Below are 17,633 nucleotides of genomic sequence, written 5' to 3'. Positions count from 1 at the left end.
GAGGCGCTGGCCGCCGCGCTTCAGAACCTGCCGGTGTAATATCCGGCCCGGGCAACCGGGCCGGGCCCCGACAGTCGGACCTGACGGCCGAATTTTGCTGGCCCCGGCCGTGTTTGCGGCCGGTGGCGGTGGTTTGAGGGGGAGTGGCATGCCTGCGTGGCTTGCGTTTTCGACGATTGTTCTGATCTGGGGCAGCACCTGGCTCGCCATTACCACGCAGATCGTGGACGTTCCGGCCGCCTGGTCGGTGACCTACCGTTACATCATTGCAGCAAGCGTGCTGTGGATCATCTGCATCGCCAAGCGCGAGCAACTGAAGGTGACGCCCGGCCAGCACGTGTTCCTGGTGGCGCTGGGCCTGTTCCAGTTCTCCATCAACTACCTGTTCGTCTATGAGGCGGAGAAGTACATCGCCTCGGGACTGGTGGCGGTGGCCTTTGCCATGATGGTGGTGACGAACCCCATTCTCGCGCGCATCGTGTACAAGCAGAAGTTCACGCGCTCGCTGCTCATCGGCGCGGCCATGGGCGTTGCGGGCATCGGCCTGCTGTTCTCCTCGCAGATCACCGATTTCGACTGGCACAATCAGGGCGTGAAGGGGCTGGCGCTGTGCTTCGCCGGCCTGCTGGCGGCATCCACCGGCAACCTGTTCCCGGCTTCCCAGACTCTGCGCAAGATCTCGATCTACACCATGAACGCCTGGGCCATGGCCTACGGGGCGGCGGCGACGGCGATCTACGCCATCTTCATGGTCGGCCCGCCGGTGTTGAGCCATGAGGCGAGCTATCTGGGCGGGCTTGTGTATCTGGCGATTCCGGGCTCGGTCATCGCCTTCCACCTCTATTACCAGACCATCCGCGCCTGGGGCGTGTCGAAGGCGGCGTACAGCAGCGTGCTCATTCCCGTGGTGGCGCTGGCGCTCTCGACCCTGTTCGAGGGATACAAGTGGGGCATTCCGGAAATCGCGGGCGCGGCGCTGGCGATTGCGGGCACGGTGGTGGCCGTGGCCAGCCGGGGCAAGAAGTAGCAAGACGTCGGCAAGAGGTGCGGGCAAGGGGCGCGAATTCGTCTGTTCCGGCGAATTTGCGGCCAGCCGATAAAGCTCATCAATTAATGGTTAACTGATCGGCAGTAATCCGAACCTTACCCCTGAGTGAGGTTGCGTGCATGTCGATTTCCAAGAAGTTGTTTGGTCCCATTGCCATTCTGGCGGTGGTTTGCATCGGGCTGCTGGCGAGCAGCCTGTGGGTTCTCTCCGCCATCAACCGGGTGGTCGCGGAGCGGGAAGCCGTTCAGGCTCAGCTTTACACCATCTCGGAAATACGCTCGCTCAGCCGCTCCTTGCAGCGCGACACGCACAACCTGATCTTCGAGCCGGATGAGGCGGAGCGCCGCATCATCACTGACAAGCTCACGGAGCGCCTGCCTGCCATGCGGACGGAAGTGGATCGGCTGCTGGCCATGCTGAGCGACGCGGACCGGGAGCGCCTTGGCGCTAATTATGCAGATCTGCAACTGACGGTCGTTTCCGAACTTTCCGCCATTCAAAGACTGACGGGCGAACTGGACGCCAACCAGCTGTTTGACCGGGTGCGCACGCAGGTGCGCCCGGCGGAGCGGGCGGCATCGGAGGCGACTGACGAGTTCGATGCGTTCAAGCACGAAGAATTTAAGCGCCTGGAGGCGGAAGAGGATCGCATCCGTGAACGGTCTGAACTGATCATTGTTCTTGGCGGGCTTATCGGCCTTGGCATTGCCGTGTTTCTGGCGCTGCGGATCACCAACCGTGGCGTCGTGCGCCCGCTGCATGAACTGGAAACCGCGATGGAGCGGCTGGCCAGGGGCGATACCTCCATCGAGGTGGCGATGACCGAGCGGTCCGACGAGATCGGCGCGATGGCGCGCACCGTTGCCACCTTCCGCACCGCCACTATCGAGCGCAATGCCCTGCAGGAACAGCAGGCGGCCTCCATGGCGGAGCAGAAGCGCCTCATGGAAGAGCAGGCGGCATTGCAGGCGCAGAATCTGGCCGAGCAGCAGCGCCAGCTGGAGGAGGCGCGCCATCAGGAAGCGCGCGCCCGGCAGCTGAGCGCCCTGGTTGAAGCCTTCGAGCAGCAGACCGCGCGCTCGCTCGCCACCGTTGCCGAGTCGGGCCGTCATCTGCTGAGCACGGCCGACCTGATGAACCACGCGGTGGAGGATACCAACCTGCGGACGCAGGCCGTGGACACGGCTTCCGCACAGGCTTCGGCCAACGTGCAGATGGTGGCGGCGGCAACCGAGGAAATGACGGCCTCCATCGAGGAGATTTCCCGTCAGATCATGAATGCCAAGGATGTGGTCGATCAGGTGTCGGTCGAGGCGGACGAGACCACGCAGAAGATGCGGAGCCTCGTCTCGGTATCCACGCAGGTGGCGCAGATCGTCGGCATCATCGGCAGCATCGCCGAGCAGACCAACCTGCTGGCGCTGAACGCGACCATCGAGGCGGCGCGTGCCGGCGAGAGCGGACGCGGCTTCGCGGTGGTGGCCAGCGAGGTCAAGCAGCTGGCCGATCAGGTGGCGCAGGCGACGAAGGAAATCACCGGCAAGGTGGAAGCCATGCAGACGGAGGCGAACAGCTCGGCTGTCGCCCTCGATCGCATGGGCGCGACCATCAGCAGGATGACCGAGATTTCGGCCGTCATTGCAACGGCCATGGAAGAGCAGAACGCAACCATGCAGGAAATCGCCCGCAACGTGCAGCACGCGGCGGGCGGCACCGAGCAGGTGGCACAGAACATTCGCGGCGTGACCGACGCTGCGGGCTCAACCGCCCGCGCGGCGCAGGACGTGCGCTCGGCCTCGCTCAGCCTGTCACAGGAAACCGAGGCGCTGCGGCAGGGCGTGGACGCGTTCCTCAGGCAGGTGCGCGCGGCCTGAGCCAGCACGCCTGATGCAAGCAGCAAGGCCGGGGGCGCGGGTGCGTCTCCGGCCTTTTCCTTTTTACGTCTCTGCGGCGAGGCAGGCGCGCAGTCCCTCGCGGTAGGTGGGGTAGAGCAGGGTGTAGCCGAGGCGGTCCTTGAGCCGCTCGTTCCTCACCCGCCGGCTCTGGCTGTAAAAGCTGCGCGCCATGGGCGACAGGCCCGCTTCCTCCAGCGTTTGCAGCGGCGGGTAGGGCATGCCCAGAAGATCGCAGGCGTATTCCGTCACTGCGCTGCCGGAGGCGGGCTCATCATCCGCCACGTTGTAAACGGCGGCCTCCTGCGACGCGTCTGGCCGGGCGAGCGAGGCGAGCACCGCGCCGACGATGTCATCCACATGAATGCGGCAGAACACATGGTCCGGCAGGTCTATGCGGTGGGCCTTGCCTTCGCGCACCCGATCAAGCGCCGAGCGGCCGGGGCCGTAGATGCCGGGCAGGCGGAAGATATGCACCGGGGCGGCCGCTTTCCGGGCCAGCGCCTGCCAGCCAAGGTCTGCTTCCCGCCGGGCGGAGCGGCGACCCTCGCCGAGCGGCGTCGTTTCATCCACCCAGCCGCCCGCCGCGTCTCCATAAACGCCGGTGGAGGACAGGTAGCCGATCCAGCGGGCCTGCGCCGCGGCCAGCGCCGGGCCGTACGCGCGCAGCACCGGGTCCGGCTGGGCGGGATCGTCGTCCGGCGGGACGGAGGAGAGAATGGCGTCAGCTGCGGCCAGCCGGTCTGCAACCGCAGGGTCATCGAACGCCAGAACCTCGATAGCCTCCGTGAGGCCGGGCACGGGCTCGGGCGTGCGGCGGGTGCCGGTGACCTGCCAGCCTTCGGCGGCGAGGCGGGCGGCAAGGCGGCTGGCGGTGTAGCCAAGGCCGAAGATGAGGCAGCGCTGGGTGTCCATGGTCAACTCCATAACCCGACCTGACCGGTTTGGGCAAAGGGGCCTCGGCACGCCGATCCGGGAAGGTCTGCCGGAGGCGAAAACGGCCCTCAGAGATTTGGTCGTTGCATATATTCCCGCGGCCCGCACAATCGCCGCCAAGAGATTGGAGCGGATCGGTTTCTTGCGGATCGGCCCGTGCCGGAGGGGAAACGGAAACGGGTGGGGTGACGGGTATTCCGGGGCCTCGCCAAACACGAGCTTGCCGTTCTGGCCGGAGCACCAATATCGAGACTAGGAAAGCTTATAAAGATCCCTTGCCCGCTCCCGGAGCGGCTACCAGTGAAGGCGGTTTCTACCATGCTTGATACCCAGTCCACGCCCCAGGCGATTCTGCTCAAGGATTATCAGCCGCCCCGCTTCTTGATCCCCGAGATCCATCTGGAGTTCGACCTGGACGACACGCAGACGCGCGTGACCAGCCGGTTCACGGCGGTGCGCAACGGCAGCCACAAGCAGCCGCTGGTGCTGGACGGGCGGGACATGAAGCTGGTCTCGGTGGCGGTGGACGGCAAGGTGCTGGAGCCGCAGGGGTATCGCGTGAGCCGTGAGCAGCTGGCGATCCCGCTGAAGGGCAGCCGGGCCGAGATCGAGATCGTCACGCAGGTGAGCCCGGCGTCCAACACGCAGCTGATGGGCCTGTACATGTCTGGCGGCATGTTCTGCACCCAGTGCGAGGCGGAAGGCTTCCGGCGCATCACCTACTTCCTCGACCGGCCGGACGTGATGAGCCGCTACCGCACGGTGATGCGCGCCGACAAGGCGCGGTTCCCGGTGCTGCTCTCCAACGGCAACCCGTCGGGCAGCGGCGATCTGGCCGACGGTCGCCACTGGGCGGCGTGGGATGACCCGTTCCCCAAGTCCGCGTACCTGTTCGCGCTGGTCGCGGGCGACCTGAAGCCATTCTCCGACAGCTTCACGACGGCTTCCGGCAGGGACGTGCAGCTCCACATCTGGGTGAAGGAGTCGGACCTCGACCGCTGCGCCCACGCCATGGAAGCGCTGAAGAAGTCCATGCGCTGGGACGAGGAGCAGTATGGCCGCGAGTATGACCTCGACGTGTTCAACATCGTGGCGGTGGGCGACTTCAACTTCGGCGCGATGGAGAACAAGGGCCTGAACATCTTCAACTCGAAGTATGTGCTGGCGCGGCAGGAAACCGCGACGGACATGGACTTCGACGCGGTGGAGAGCGTGATCGCCCACGAGTATTTCCACAACTGGACCGGCAACCGCGTCACCTGCCGGGACTGGTTCCAGCTGAGCCTGAAGGAAGGCCTGACGGTTTACCGGGACCAGGAGTTCTCCGCCGACCACGGCTCGCGGGCGCTGAAGCGCATCGAGGACGTGCGGACCCTGCGCGCCGGGCAGTTCCCGGAGGATTCGGGGCCGCTGGCCCATCCGGTGCGGCCGGACAGCTACATCGAGATTTCGAACTTCTACACCGCGACGGTCTACAACAAGGGCGCGGAGCTGATCCGCATGATGGCGACGCTGCTGGGCGAGGAGAAGTTCCGCGCCGGGTGCGACCTCTACTTCAGCCGGCACGACGGGCAGGCGGTGACCTGCGACGATTTCGTGGCGGCCATGGAGGACGCGGGCGGAGTGGACCTGAGCCAGTTCAAGCTGTGGTATTCACAGGCGGGCACGCCGCGGCTGGATGCGCGGCTGGACTATGACGAGGCGAGCCGGACGGCAACGCTGCGGGTGAAGCAGACCGCGCCCGACACGCCGGGGCAGATGCACAAGAAGCCCATGCACATTCCGCTGCGGGTGGCGCTGTTCGGCGCGCAGTCCGGCCGGAACCTGACCGGCGACCGGCTGGTGGAACTGCGCCAGATCGAGGAAACCGTTGTGTTCGAGAACGTGGCGGAGCGGCCGGTGCCGTCTCTGCTGCGCGGCTTCTCGGCCCCGGTGGTGCTGAAGGCCCCGATGGACCGCTCGGACCTGGCGTTCCTGGCCCGGCATGACGACGACCCGTTCGCCCGCTACGAGGCGATGCAGCGGCTGGGCCTCGATCTGATGCTGGAGCAGGTGAACGCCCATGCGGCGGGCAAGCCGGTGACGGTCGCCCCCGTGCTGGTGGAGACGGTGGAGGCCGTTCTGCGCGAGGCGCTCAGCGGCGAACTGGACCCGGCACTGGCCGCCGAGGCGGTGAACCTGCCGACCGAGGCCTATGTGGGCGACCAGATGGCGATCGTGGACGTGGACGGCATTCATGCCGTGCGCCAGCACTTCCGCAAGACGCTGGTGAGCTTGCTGCGCCCGCTGTGGTGGGACGTGTACCGCCAGATGACCGACGCGACCTATGCCTTCACGCCGGAGGCCAAGGCGCGGCGGCGGCTGAAGAACATCGCCCTGCAATACCTGATGGTGGAGGACGAGGAGCAGCCGGAAGGGACGGCAGCCGAGGCGGTAGCGGCATGCGTGGCCCAGTTCCGGGGCGCGGACAACATGACGGACCGCATCGTGGCGCTGGGCTCGCTGGTGAACTCGGAAGCGCCTGAGCGGGAAGAGGCCCTGCAGCGGTTCTATGACGACTGGGCGCATGACGCGCTGGTGATCGACAAGTGGTTCACCTTGCAGGCGCTCTCGATCCATCCCGACGCGCTGGAGCGGGTGGCGCAGCTGGCGCGGCACCCGGCCTTCAAGCTGACCAATCCGAACCGCCTGCGCTCGCTGGTGGGCGCGTTCAGCATGAATCAGGTGCGCTTCCATGCGGCCAACGGCGGCGGCTACCGCTTTCTGGCCGATCAGGTGCTGGCGGTGGACAAGCTGAACCCGCAGACCGCCGCGCGGCTGGTGGCCCCGCTGGGGCGCTGGCAGCGGTTCGACCAGAGCAGAGCCGCCCTGATGCGCGAGCAGCTGGAGCGGATTCTAGGCGTCTCCGGCCTTTCCAAGGATGTGTACGAGATGGTGTCCAAGAGCCTTGGCTGACGCGGGCTCGTCCGGCTGAACTGGCGGGCGGAAATGCCGGGCTGAAATGGAAAGCGCCGGTCAGAGGGTTCTGACCGGCGCTTTGCTCTGGCGTGTGGCAGGTCGCCAGAGAAGCGAACGCAACAGGAGGGAGTCGAGCGGGTTTTGACAGGACGCTCAGTCCTGCCCGGCACCCGTTCAGAGGGCCGAGAACAGGACGATGGCGTCGATCACCTTCTTGGTTGCCTCTGCGATCAACAGCACGTCCCCATCAACCCGGCGGTAGATGTAGCCGTGCGGTGGCGGCGGCAACTGGCGGTACAGGTCATAAGGCAGGGTTTCGATGATAACCGTGCGCGGCAGCGGCTGGCCGATCGTGTAACGCTTCTTGGCCTGACCGCGTGGCAGGCAGCCGGTGCGGGTTTCGATCAGGCCCGGAGGGCAGCTCACGCGGTGGCTGTCATAATACCGGACGATCACGTCCCGGTGAGAGCGATCCCAGGCGACCGGGTGGCTGTCCCAGTAGCTGCGATCAGCCGTGGCGTGGCGATCGTGATTCCGGCTGTCGTGATTTCGGCCGTCATGACCCCGGTTGTCACGCTCGTGGGCGGTGCGATCGGGGCCGCGCTCGGCGGGCTTTCCCGCCTGCTGCTTGCCGTTGCCCTGCTTGCCGTTTCCGTGAGCGTTACCGCCCTGCTTGCCGTCTGCCTTGCCCTGCTGGGCGTGGGCCGGCGGGCCGCCCCGGCCGGGTTCCGCCAGCACGGGCAACGTGGTGGCGAGCATGACCGCTATGGCGCCAAGGCCGAACATCCGGGTCATAGAAGAGGACTTCATCACGCTTTAAGCCTTTTCCCGTTTCGGCTGAGGCGCCGTAACATGCCGTTACGGTTACAAGATGCAGATGAAGGCAGGCTGAACGACGGGCGGACCTGCGGATGGCCGCCGCTCAGGATCCGGCATCGGCGGTGAAGGCGGCGTTGTTGAGGGCGGCCTCGGCATCGGCCCCGTGCGGGCGAGACCCGGGCCGGTGGGCGGCTTCCTCCACCGCGCCGGGCGGAGCTGCTTCCGGCAGCAACGGCTCCTCGTCAGGCTCGACGCGATAGACCAGCGACAGAACGGCCGCGCCGAGGCGGGCGTAGGCGGGTTCGGGCGTGAGGGATTCAAACGGGTCGGCCGATTCGGAGGCGACTGGGGAGATGGTCCTGGCCTTCAAGGTATCCGGTACCGGCGGGGACAGGGCGGCACGAAAGGCCGCGGCATCCGCTTCAAAGGCGGGGCGCAAGTGGAGGGCGAGCAGGACTGCGAGGGCGAGCCCGACCAGAGACGTGCGACCGGGAGTGCGGAACAGCATGGGCGCGCCTCACTTCGGGACGGGACAGGTGGGGACGGTCTTGCGCCGCAGGGCGGGCCGCCGGGTTGCCTTCTCCCGCAGGTCATCCACCAGCGCCAGGGATGCGGCGGCGGCATGAAGGAAGATGGCGGCGATGCTGCGGGGCACGCAGGCCAGCCCTTCCCGCAGGCCGAAGCAGCGGGCGGTGATGCAGGCCCGCCGCACGGTACGCCACACCAGCAGGGCACAGGTGAGGGCAAGCAGGTGGGCCGTGACGCCGCCGGGCTCGACGAGGGGCGGCAGGTCCGGCCACGACGGCAGCCGGGCGCAGGCGGCCAGCAGGACGAGTTGCATGGCAAGCGCGAGGGCGACCAGGTTGAGAAACGCGCAGGGCAGGGCCTTGCGGTCCCGCAGCAGCATGTAGCGGTCAGCGGGGCGATCGGGCCAGCCGAAGCGCCGCCAGCCGTCAAGCGCGGTGCCGCGCAGCCAGCGGCTGCGCTGGCGAACCAGGGCCGTGAACCGGCCGGGCAACAGGCAGCGGGTGGCGACGCACTCGGGATCGTACCGGGAGGCAGGCACGCGGGCCATGAGCGCCGGGAAGCGCCGAAGACCGAGGCTCATGCCGAGGTCGTACGCCAGTGATCTCGAGGTGGTGCGGAAGGGCAGGCCGTCGTTCTGCCGGGCGAGGGCGGCCAGCGCGGGACGGGAGAAGCCGCAGCCGATGCCCGTGCTCGGCAGGCTGGCCTCCAGCCAGTTGCGCACCATCATGTCCCGTGCGTGGGCAACGGCGAACTCCTCCAGACAGGTGTGCGCCGACCAGCCCTGCCACCAGCGCTGCGTCTCGTGCCGCAGCGGCAGGACCGGAAGCTGCACCAGCGCCTTGTGCGGGATGTGCCAGTTGAACACGTGGAGTTCGAGCGGGTGGAGCACGTCTCCGGCATCGTGCAGCACCACGGCCTTGAAGGGCGGATGGCCGCGCGCCTCCAGATCGAGCATGGCCCGATACAGCATGTTGAGGCTGGCGGCCTTGCTGCTGGCGCTGCTCGGGCGGTCTGCGACGATGCACAGCACCCGCCGGTCCGCCGCCGCCACGGCGCGCACGGCCGCCTGCGTCTCGGGATCATCCGGGCAGGTGCCGACGAGAATGCGATAGCGGGGGTAGTGCAGCGCGCGGACCGCGTTGCCCAGCATGGAGCCGATCACGTCCGCCTCCCGCAGGGCGGGGACGAAAACGGCGATCCAGTCCGCCGGCGTTGCGGCCATGTCTTCCGCCGTCAGGACAGGCGAGGTGCCGTGCGCCAGCCTCCAGAGCCGGTCGCGCATCCGGTAGAGGCCATGGAGCATGTCGATGGCGAGATCATCGAGGCAGGAGAGGAGGACGCCAAGCGCAGCGACAGGGACAAGCTGCTTCAGCAGAGCCAGATAGATGGCAAAGGCATCCACCCAGGGAGCGGCGCTGTCTGCGGCCCAGAGCGCGGTCATGCGACCTCCGTTTTGGCACGGTTATGGTTATTGAAATTTTTATAAGGTTGATTCGCGGCTGCTCTCAACGCGGGCGTAGTCGTATATGGCTAAGGTTTGGCGGGTTCATTGCCGTGCTGTCGCGAATGGCTTGATCGTTCGGGGTGGCCCCTTTAAGCCCGATGTAACGACCTCCAGAAGACCCATGGCGGAGCAGGCGCACCATGACCATTCACCCCGAGCACCAGTATCTCGACCTTCTGCGGCGGCTGCTGGAAGACGGGGACCGGCGCATGGACCGCACGGGCGTGGGCACCCGCAGCCTGTTCGGCGAGGTGCTGCGCTTCGATCTTGCCAAGGGCGTGCCGCTGCTGACCACCAAGCAGGTGTTCTGGAAGCCCGCCGTGCGCGAGATGCTGTGGTTCCTGACCGGGGGCACCAACATTCGCCCGCTGGTGGCGCAGGGCGTGAAGATCTGGACCGACTGGCCGCTGGCCACGTACCGGAAGGAGACGGGCGAGGAGATTTCCCAGGCCGACTTCGAGAAGCGGATCGTGGAAGACGAGGCGTTCGCGGCGCAGTGGGGCGACCTCGGCCCGGTGTACGGCAAGCAATGGCGGCGCTGGCAGGGGCCGGACGGGCGCGAGCATGACCAGATCGCCACGCTGATCCGGGACATTCGCACCAATCCGGCGAGCCGCCGGCTGCTGTTCACCGGCTGGAACGTGGGCGAGTTGGCGGGCATGGCGCTGCCGCCCTGCCACATGACCTACCAGTTCCACGTGAGCAGCGGCGCCGACGGCGGCGCGCCGCGCCTCAGCTGCGCGCTCCACCAGCGCTCGGCGGACATTTTCCTGGGCGTGCCGTTCAACCTGTTCGAGGCGGCGCTCCTGACCCACATGCTGGCCCAGCAGTGCGATCTGGACGTGGGCAATCTCGTGTGGTTCGGCGGGGACGTGCACCTTTACAGCAACGCGGAGGAGCAGGCCCGCGAGCAGATGACCCGCGCGCCGCGCGCCTTCCCGAGGCTGAAGATCCTGCGCAAGCCGGACAGTATCGACGGCTATGCGTTCGAGGACTTCGCGGTGGAGGGCTATGATCCGCATCCGCCGCTGCGCGCGCCGGTCGCCGTCTAGAGCGGGAGCGTCCTTCCGGTTTCAGGATCAGGCGGTGGGTCTGCCCGGCGGCGGCAGGATGGCGGGCCGGCCCCAGAGAAAGCCCTGGCCGTAATCCGCGCCGAGCTCGGCGGCGTAGGCCCGGTGTTCCTGCGTCTCGATCCCCTCGATGGTCACCCGCACGCCGCTGGCGTGGCAGAAGTTGATGACTTCGCGGGCGATGCTGTCGGACGAGCGGTCGGCGAAGAACTGCCAGAAGATCTTCTTGTCCATCTTCACTTCCTCGCAGTGCAGGTTGAGCAGCGAGTCGAAGTTGTTGATGCCGATACCGAAGTCGTCCAGCGCGATCTGGAAGCCGCGCACGGACAGCCGACCGGCCGCAGCGATGATGTCATCAGCGGATTCCAGCGTGTTGTGCTCGGTGATCTCGATGCTGAGGGTTTCGATGACATCGGGCCGGTCTGCGAGCAGCTGCTCCACCCCCTGCATGAAGGCGGGATGGACGAGGATGTCCGGCGTGCAGTTGACCGAGATGAGACGGCGGTCCTCGCCTCCCTGCAGGGAGCAGGCGGTGAGGAGCACGTTGTGGATGATCACCCGGGTGATGGCGATCTGGAGATCGAGCGGAATGTTGTGCTGGAAGAACAGCTCCGGGTTGGCGTAGCCCGGCACCCTGCTGCGCAGCAGGGCTTCGTAGCCGCGAACCTCCTCGGTGAGGAGGTCGCGCTTCTCCTGATAGGCGACGGCGATGGAGGGCTCCAGATTGCCGGGGTCCAGCAGGTCGGTGAGCAGGACGGCCGGGGGCGATGCGCCGGGGCGAGGAGGAGGGGGCGCGGCCGGCCGGTCCGGTGCATAGACGTGAAGCAGCTGGAGAAGCGTGCCGGGGGTGTAGGGCTTGCGCAGCGTGCCGAGAACGTGAATGCCCCGGCTCTGGGCGCGGCGGGCGGCGGCATTCAGGATGCGGGCATCATGACCGCTGGCGATGATGAGCTGGGTTTTGGGAAAATGGGCCGGCAGGGTGTCGATGATCTGGAAGCCGTCCCGCGTCGGCATGCCGAGGTCGAGAATCATGATCTCCGGCTGAAAGCCCGGCATCGATTCCAGAAGATGGGGGTCGGTCAGGGTGCGGACTTCGTGGCCCAGATCCGAGAGCAGGCTGGAGATCTCCTCGCAGATATCGGGGTCGTCATCCACGATCAGGATACGATGGGACTGCTGTCGGGCTTTGGGCTGTAAAAGCGCCGCCTCCGGCGATGCAGGGTTCGCCCCGTTGGACGAAGGCGCGCCGGTCATGTCGATTGCTTTCGATTCGTGTGGGAACCAACCCATGCAGCGGCAACTCTTCCATTGGCAAAAGCCACGCGCCACCAATGCGGCGGGCGTGGCAGCCGTACATACCAGCGAACAAGGCGGTGCCGCGTTCCCGGGGCGGGGCTCTGTTCGCCTCTCCTGCCGGGGTGTTGAGCGAATGGGCAAAAAAAATCCGCCGCTTCGAGTGTCGGGGAGGTGACAGGCGAAGCGGCGGTTAAGGTGTGTCTTGTCCGGTTTCCGGCGGGTGCCGACAACCGGGAGGGGAGATGCGGCGCCTTCAGTGCGAAAGACGCTACGAGAGTTTTTATAGCCGATGCTCAAATAACGTGCAATAAAAAACAGTGATTAAATATTAGGCAAAATGTGCTTTAGGGCAGAATATATGCCATAAAAATTTGCAAACGCCTCCTTGAGAGCAGCCTGCCAGGGGCGAGCACCAAAATAACCGGAATATAAAACGAAGACGTCGGCCGCCGCCGCCTAGACTGGCGCGGCGCTGGCAGGCTGAGTCGGGTGCCAGTCGCAGAGTCGCGCCGCCGGGCGCAGCGACAAACGGGGCGAGGCGCTCGCCCCGGCGAGGGCTGGGGAGCAAGACATGCGCGGCATGGGCCGTTTGCTCAGGGACAATCTCGGCACGATGAAGCAGGCGCTCGCCTTCGCCTGGGAGGTGGCGGACGCGCGGGTGAAGCTGCTGTTCGTGCTGGCGGCGGCCTTCGTGCTGCTGGGGGCGGCGGCGGCCAGCGTCTCGCCCGTGCTGCTGAAGCTGCTGGTGGACAGCCTGACGGGCGATGGCGGCGCATCCGGCACCACGCCGCCGATGCTGGCGGAGCTGGGCGCATGGCTGGGGCCGCTGGCGCTGGTGGTGCTGTACGTGATCTCGCAGGCCATGGCCTCGGTGGTAGCGGAAATCCAGGCGCTCCTGAACGGCAAGGCGGACCAGCGGCTGCGCCGCTCCATGAGCGGGCGGATTCTGGATCACATTCTGCGCCTGCCGCTGCGCTTCCACCTGAACCGGCAGACCGGGGGCGTCAGCCAGATCCTCTCCAACGCGCTGGTCGGCTACCGGCTCATTCTCCAGCAGCTGGTGCTCTCGATCGCGCCGGTGCTGTTCCAGATCGGCCTTTCGGTGTGGGTGCTGGCCACGCTCTACCCGCCGCAGTTCATGCTGATTCTGGCGCTCGCCTCGGTGGTTTACATCGTGGTGTTCCTCATCGGCGCGGCGCGGCTGGCCGATGCGGGCGACAAGGTGTCCTCGGCGGAGGTGGAGGCCTACGCGATTCTGACCGACACCATGCTCAACTACGAAACCGTGAAGTTCTGCACGGCGGAAAACCTGACCCAGCAACGCTACGACGGCGTGCTGGCCAGCGCCGAGGACGTGTGGGGGCTGTACTACCGCCGCAAGGCCGAGAACGGCGCGATGGTGGCGGCCACCTTCGTGCTTTCGTTCGGCGCGGCGCTGGTGGCGGCGCTGGCGCAGGTTCGCGGCGGCCAGATGACCGTGGGCGATTTTGTGCTCATCAACGCCTACATGCTCCAGATCGTGAAGCCGCTGGAGACGCTGGGCATGGCGTTCTCGCAGATGATCTACGGCGTCAGCTTCACCCAGAAGATGGTGGGCCTGATGGCCGAGCCGACCGAGGACGTGGTGTCCTTCCGCAAGGGCGCGCCCGCCCGCCTGCGCGCGCCGGAGGGCGGCGGGGCGCTGACGTTCGAGAAGGTCTCCTTCGCCTACGGCCCGGACCGGCAGACGCTGGCGGACGTGAGCTTCAGCGTGGAGCCGGGGCGGACCGTGGGCATCGTGGGCGGCAGCGGGGCGGGCAAGTCCTCCCTCGTGCGGCTGCTCGCCCGGCTGGTGGAGCCGGACGGAGGGCGCATCCTGCTGGATGGCGTCGACATCTCCACCCTGCCGCTGGAGGCCCTGCGCTCGCTGGTGGCGGTGGTGCCGCAGGACACGGTGCTGTTCAACCAGACGCTGTCCTTCAACATCGGGCTGGGGCGGCCGGGCTGCTCTCCGGGCGAGATCGAGGCGGCGGCGAAGGCGGCCCGCATCCACGACTTCATCCTGCGCCAGCCGGACGGCTACGGCACCATCGTCGGCGAGCGGGGCGTGAAGCTCTCGGGCGGCGAGCGCCAGCGCATCGCCATCGCCCGCGCCATCCTGCGGCGGCCGCGCATCTTCATCTTCGACGAGGCGACCTCGGCGCTGGACACCCGGACCGAACGGGAAATCCTGCGCAACCTGATGGAAGTCTCGCGCGGGACCACCACGCTCATCATCGCGCACCGGCTCTCGACCGTGGTGCACGCCGACCAGATCGTGGTGCTGGAGCACGGGCGGGTGATCGAGACCGGCACCCACGCCGGGCTGCTGGCCAGCGGCGGGGCCTACGCCGAGCTGTGGGCCGCCCAGCAGCGCGGCCACCGGAAGGGCGCGGCGGCGGAGTGACTGGGTAAAAACGATCGGAAATAGGTTTTTCGCTTGACTATCGTGACGCTAGTCTGGTAGGGTTCAGGCACGGTGGAGAGCTGTGGCTACGGCGCGCCGGGTTTTCGGGACATTGATGTGTGGTGTGTGAAGGGGGACGCGTCTCGCTTCCTCTCCGTTCGTTTGCGGGCCGTGCGCGGCCGGGGCCGGGGCGGCGAAGGGGGCGGGGGCGTTAATTCCGGCGCATAAGTGTCGGACATGACACTTTGCCGGGTGGATTGGCCTGATGGGGAAGGCTGGCGGCTCGGTGGGGGCGGCGCGTTGGTTGGCTGGCTGGGCTGGCTGGGCGTCCGTTCTGCAAAAACAAAATCAAATCAGAAATTTCTCCGGACTGCCGTGACACTTTGCCAGCCTTTTTTGGCGGGCGGAGGGGGTGGGGAGGATGGATGCCTTTGGCTGAGGGCTGAAGGCTGAAGGCTGAAGGCTGGGGCTGGGAGCGGCTGGGTGATGTCGGCTGCTGAGTGCTGGGCACCGGGTGCGGGAGGCCGGATGCTGGATGCCGGTCGCGGGATGTCGGGTGTTGAGTGCCGGACCCAAGCGCCGAGAACCAAGTGCCGGGACGGGTGCCGGGGCGTGTGGACGAGGGCGTGGGGACTTCGGGTGTGGAGGACAAGGAGTGTGGCGGCGCGGTCGGGTGGTGCGTTGAAGTGAAGGAATTACGACGGTCATCGCCGCGCTTGACTCTGACATGATGTGAGGGTGGATGGTGAGGCCAGTCTTCCAGATGAGAGTCACAGCGTATCAGCGCAGGGAGCGGGCGATGGCCAGGTTTGAAGCAGGCGAAACGGCGGAAACGCAAGGAAGCGGCGGCGCGCTGGTGCGGGCGGTGCGGCTGACTGTGGACGGCATGACCTGCGGCGGCTGCGCCCGCAAGGTGGAGGCCGCGCTGAAGGCGGTGCCGGGCGTCATGGACGCTTCGGTCGACCTGCCGGGCAAGGCGGCGATGGTAAAGGGCTCCGGGGCTTCGGGCGCGGGGTTCGATGCCGAGGCCGCGGCCGCGGCGGTGCGCCAGCTTGGCTACACGGTCAGCGTTGCCGAGACGGAGGCGGAAACCCTTCATCTGCACATCGACGGGATGACCTGCGGTGGCTGCGCCCGCAAGGTGGAAGCAGCGCTGCGGGCGGTACCGGGCGTCATGGATGTGACGGTCGACCTGCCGGGCAAGGCGGCCAGCGTGAAGGGTTCGGCTCTGGTACCGGGAGCGCTGGTGGCGGCGGTGGCGGCCCTGGGTTATCGGGTGGATATGGTCGAGAGCGCGAAGGCGGATGCAGGCTTGGTGGATGCTGAGCTGGTGGATGCTGGCCCGGCTGATGCCGCTCCGGCGGAACCGCCAGTGGCGGAGCCCGCGCAGACGCTGACGTTCGAGATCGAGGGCATGACCTGCGCGTCCTGCGCCAGCAGCATCGAGACGGCGCTGAAAGCGGTGCCGGGCGTGCAGGATGCCGCCGTGAACTTCGCCACCGAGTCGGCGAAGGTGACCGCAGCGGCCGGAGTTTCGAGCGCCTCGCTGGCGGGCGCGCTGGCCAGGGCGGTGGAGCGCGCGGGCTACCGCGCCGTGCTGCCGGCGGCAGGGGCGGCCGGCAGGGCGGGCACTCACTCCATTCACCTGAGCATCGAGGGCATGACCTGCGCCTCCTGCGTGGGCCGGGTGGAGCGGGCGCTGAAGGCCGTGCCCGGCGTGATGCAGGCGACGGTGAACCTTGCCGCCGAGACGGCGCAGGTGACGGTGCGCCGGGGCGTGGCGGCCTCTGCTCTGGTGGCGGCGGTCGATGAGGCGGGCTACCGGGCAAGCGTGCAGGCGCAGGTGGAAGACGCGGTGCGGGCCGAGGCGTCACGCGATGCGGTCAGGCAGGCGGCCGTGCGGCGGGAAGGCTGGCATGCGGCGCTGGCCCTCGTGCTGGCCGCGCCGATGGTGCTGCCCATGCTGCTGCAACCCTTCGGCATTCACTGGATGTTGAACGGCTGGGTGCAGCTGGTGCTGGCCAGCCTCGTGCAGTTCTGGCTCGGCGCGCGGTTCTACCGGGCAGGCTGGAAGGCGGCCCGGGCGGGCACCGGGAACATGGACCTGCTGGTGGCCATCGGCACCACGGCGGCGTGGGGGCTGAGCGTCTATCACCTGCTGGTGGAAGGACATAACGCGCACCTCTACTTCGAGGCCTCGGCCGTGGTTATTGCGCTGGTGCTGCTGGGCAAATGGCTGGAAGGCCGGGCCAAGCGGCAGGCGGGCGCGGCCATTCGGGCGCTGGCCGCCCTGCGCCCCGCAACGGCGCGGCGGGTGGCGGCGGATGGTCAGGTGGCCGACGTGCCGGTTGAGCAGGTTGGCGTGGGCGACCGGGTAGAGGTGCTGCCCGGCGAGCGCTTCCCGGTGGATGGCCTGATTGCGGACGGCCACACCACGGCGGATGAAAGCCTGCTGACGGGCGAGAGCCTGCCGGTGGAAAAGCCGCTGGGCGCGAAGGTGGCGGGCGGCGCGATCAACGGCGAGGGCCGGGTGATCGTGCAGGTGACCGCCACGGGCGCGGAGACCATGCTCTCCCGCGTGGTGCGGCTGGTGGAAGAGGCGCAGGGCGCCAAGGCCCCGGTGCAGCGCATGGTGGACAAGGTGAGCGCCGTCTTCGTGCCGGTGGTGCTGGTGGTGGCGGCGGCAACGCTCATCGGCTGGCTGATTGCCGGGGCGGGCACGGAAGCGGCGGTGCTGAACGCGGTTGCCGTGCTGGTGATTGCCTGCCCCTGCGCGCTGGGCCTTGCGACCCCGGCGGCGGTGATGGTGGGCACGGGCCGGGCGGCGCGGGCGGGCGTGCTCATCAAGGACGCCGAAGCGCTGGAAGTGGCGCACCGGGTGGACACGGTGCTGTTCGACAAGACCGGCACCTTGACGGAAGGCAAGCCCGCCGTGGTGGCGCTGATCGCGGCCGACGGCGCGGACGAGGCCCATGTGCTGCGGCTGGCAGGCGCGGTGCAGCGCGGCAGCGAACATCCGCTGGCCCGCGCGGTGGTGACGGCCGCCGAGGAGCGCGGCCTTGCCGACCTGAAGGCGGACGCCGTGCGGGCGCTGGTGGGGCGGGGCGTCTCCGGCCGGGGGGACGGGCGCGAGCTGCGCCTCGGCAACCAGCGGCTG

At 67.6% G+C, this 17,633-nt stretch carries 11 protein-coding genes; 6 read left to right on the top strand and 5 right to left on the bottom strand.

Annotation, left to right across the window (positions count from 1 at the left end; translation table 11 throughout):
* Positions 1–148 precede the first annotated feature (148 nt).
* A complete protein-coding gene (locus VIG90_RS14845; protein ID WP_331594298.1) occupies positions 149–1,027 on the top strand; it encodes a DMT family transporter in 879 nt (292 codons plus the stop codon).
* Between the two features lie 140 nt (positions 1,028–1,167).
* On the top strand, positions 1,168–2,922 hold the full coding sequence (locus VIG90_RS14840) for a methyl-accepting chemotaxis protein (RefSeq protein ID WP_331594297.1): 1,755 nt from the start codon (positions 1,168–1,170) through the stop codon (positions 2,920–2,922).
* Between the two features lie 63 nt (positions 2,923–2,985).
* Here VIG90_RS14840 and VIG90_RS14835 read toward each other — a convergent pair whose 3' ends face one another.
* On the bottom strand, positions 2,986–3,855 hold the full coding sequence (locus VIG90_RS14835; RefSeq protein ID WP_331594296.1) for an SDR family oxidoreductase: 870 nt from the start codon (positions 3,853–3,855) through the stop codon (positions 2,986–2,988).
* 339 nt (positions 3,856–4,194) lie between these two features.
* Here VIG90_RS14835 and pepN point away from each other — a divergent pair, with 339 nt between their 5' ends.
* Positions 4,195–6,831, top strand: a complete 2,637-nt coding sequence (pepN, locus tag VIG90_RS14830) for an aminopeptidase N (RefSeq protein ID WP_331594295.1) — start codon at positions 4,195–4,197, stop codon at positions 6,829–6,831.
* Positions 6,832–7,008: 177 nt separating this feature from the next.
* Here pepN and VIG90_RS14825 read toward each other — a convergent pair whose 3' ends face one another.
* The 3 genes from VIG90_RS14825 to VIG90_RS14815 form a co-directional block, all read right to left on the bottom strand.
* Entirely contained in the window at positions 7,009–7,644 is a 636-nt protein-coding gene (locus VIG90_RS14825; RefSeq protein ID WP_331594294.1) for an RcnB family protein, read from the bottom strand.
* 112 nt (positions 7,645–7,756) lie between these two features.
* Positions 7,757–8,161, bottom strand: coding sequence for a hypothetical protein (locus VIG90_RS14820; RefSeq protein ID WP_331594293.1), 405 nt, complete (start codon positions 8,159–8,161; stop codon positions 7,757–7,759).
* A gap of 9 nt (positions 8,162–8,170) precedes the next feature.
* Positions 8,171–9,622, bottom strand: a complete 1,452-nt coding sequence (locus VIG90_RS14815) for a glycosyltransferase (protein ID WP_331594292.1) — start codon at positions 9,620–9,622, stop codon at positions 8,171–8,173.
* Positions 9,623–9,825: 203 nt separating this feature from the next.
* Here VIG90_RS14815 and VIG90_RS14810 point away from each other — a divergent pair, with 203 nt between their 5' ends.
* Positions 9,826–10,737: a thymidylate synthase gene (locus VIG90_RS14810; protein WP_331594291.1), complete on the top strand. Its 912-nt coding sequence runs from the start codon at positions 9,826–9,828 to the stop codon at positions 10,735–10,737.
* A 27-nt stretch (positions 10,738–10,764) separates the two neighbouring features.
* Here VIG90_RS14810 and VIG90_RS14805 read toward each other — a convergent pair whose 3' ends face one another.
* The gene (locus tag VIG90_RS14805) at positions 10,765–12,045 is read right to left on the bottom strand and encodes an EAL domain-containing response regulator (protein ID WP_331594290.1); all 1,281 of its coding nucleotides are present in this window, start codon (positions 12,043–12,045) and stop codon (positions 10,765–10,767) included.
* A gap of 577 nt (positions 12,046–12,622) precedes the next feature.
* Between VIG90_RS14805 and VIG90_RS14800 the strand changes: the two genes are divergently transcribed.
* Together VIG90_RS14800 and VIG90_RS14795 are read left to right on the top strand one after the other, a co-directional pair.
* Positions 12,623–14,476: an ATP-binding cassette domain-containing protein gene (locus tag VIG90_RS14800; protein WP_331594289.1), complete on the top strand. Its 1,854-nt coding sequence runs from the start codon at positions 12,623–12,625 to the stop codon at positions 14,474–14,476.
* Between the two features lie 799 nt (positions 14,477–15,275).
* Positions 15,276–17,633: heavy metal translocating P-type ATPase (locus VIG90_RS14795; protein WP_331594288.1), on the top strand; the 2,358-nt coding region annotated here is incomplete at its 3' end.

The organism is Pedomonas sp., assembly GCF_036515995.1.
In the GTDB taxonomy this organism is placed as follows: domain Bacteria; phylum Pseudomonadota; class Alphaproteobacteria; order Sphingomonadales; family Sphingomonadaceae; genus Pedomonas.
Note: the sequence above shows the minus strand (reverse complement) of the source record. Positions and strands in the feature narration are given on the sequence as shown.

What these genes read in the sequence shown, in the direction of transcription:
- VIG90_RS14845 (WP_331594298.1), top strand. Translation starts at nt 149, where the DNA reads ATGCCTGCGTGGCTTGCGTTTTCGACGATTGTTCTGATCTGGGGCAGC.
- VIG90_RS14840 (WP_331594297.1), top strand. Translation starts at nt 1,168, where the DNA reads ATGTCGATTTCCAAGAAGTTGTTTGGTCCCATTGCCATTCTGGCGGTG.
- VIG90_RS14835 (WP_331594296.1), bottom strand. Translation starts at nt 3,855, where the DNA reads ATGGACACCCAGCGCTGCCTCATCTTCGGCCTTGGCTACACCGCCAGC.
- pepN (WP_331594295.1), top strand. Translation starts at nt 4,195, where the DNA reads ATGCTTGATACCCAGTCCACGCCCCAGGCGATTCTGCTCAAGGATTAT.
- VIG90_RS14825 (WP_331594294.1), bottom strand. Translation starts at nt 7,644, where the DNA reads ATGAAGTCCTCTTCTATGACCCGGATGTTCGGCCTTGGCGCCATAGCG.
- VIG90_RS14820 (WP_331594293.1), bottom strand. Translation starts at nt 8,161, where the DNA reads ATGCTGTTCCGCACTCCCGGTCGCACGTCTCTGGTCGGGCTCGCCCTC.
- VIG90_RS14815 (WP_331594292.1), bottom strand. Translation starts at nt 9,622, where the DNA reads ATGACCGCGCTCTGGGCCGCAGACAGCGCCGCTCCCTGGGTGGATGCC.
- VIG90_RS14810 (WP_331594291.1), top strand. Translation starts at nt 9,826, where the DNA reads ATGACCATTCACCCCGAGCACCAGTATCTCGACCTTCTGCGGCGGCTG.
- VIG90_RS14805 (WP_331594290.1), bottom strand. Translation starts at nt 12,045, where the DNA reads ATGGGTTGGTTCCCACACGAATCGAAAGCAATCGACATGACCGGCGCG.
- VIG90_RS14800 (WP_331594289.1), top strand. Translation starts at nt 12,623, where the DNA reads ATGCGCGGCATGGGCCGTTTGCTCAGGGACAATCTCGGCACGATGAAG.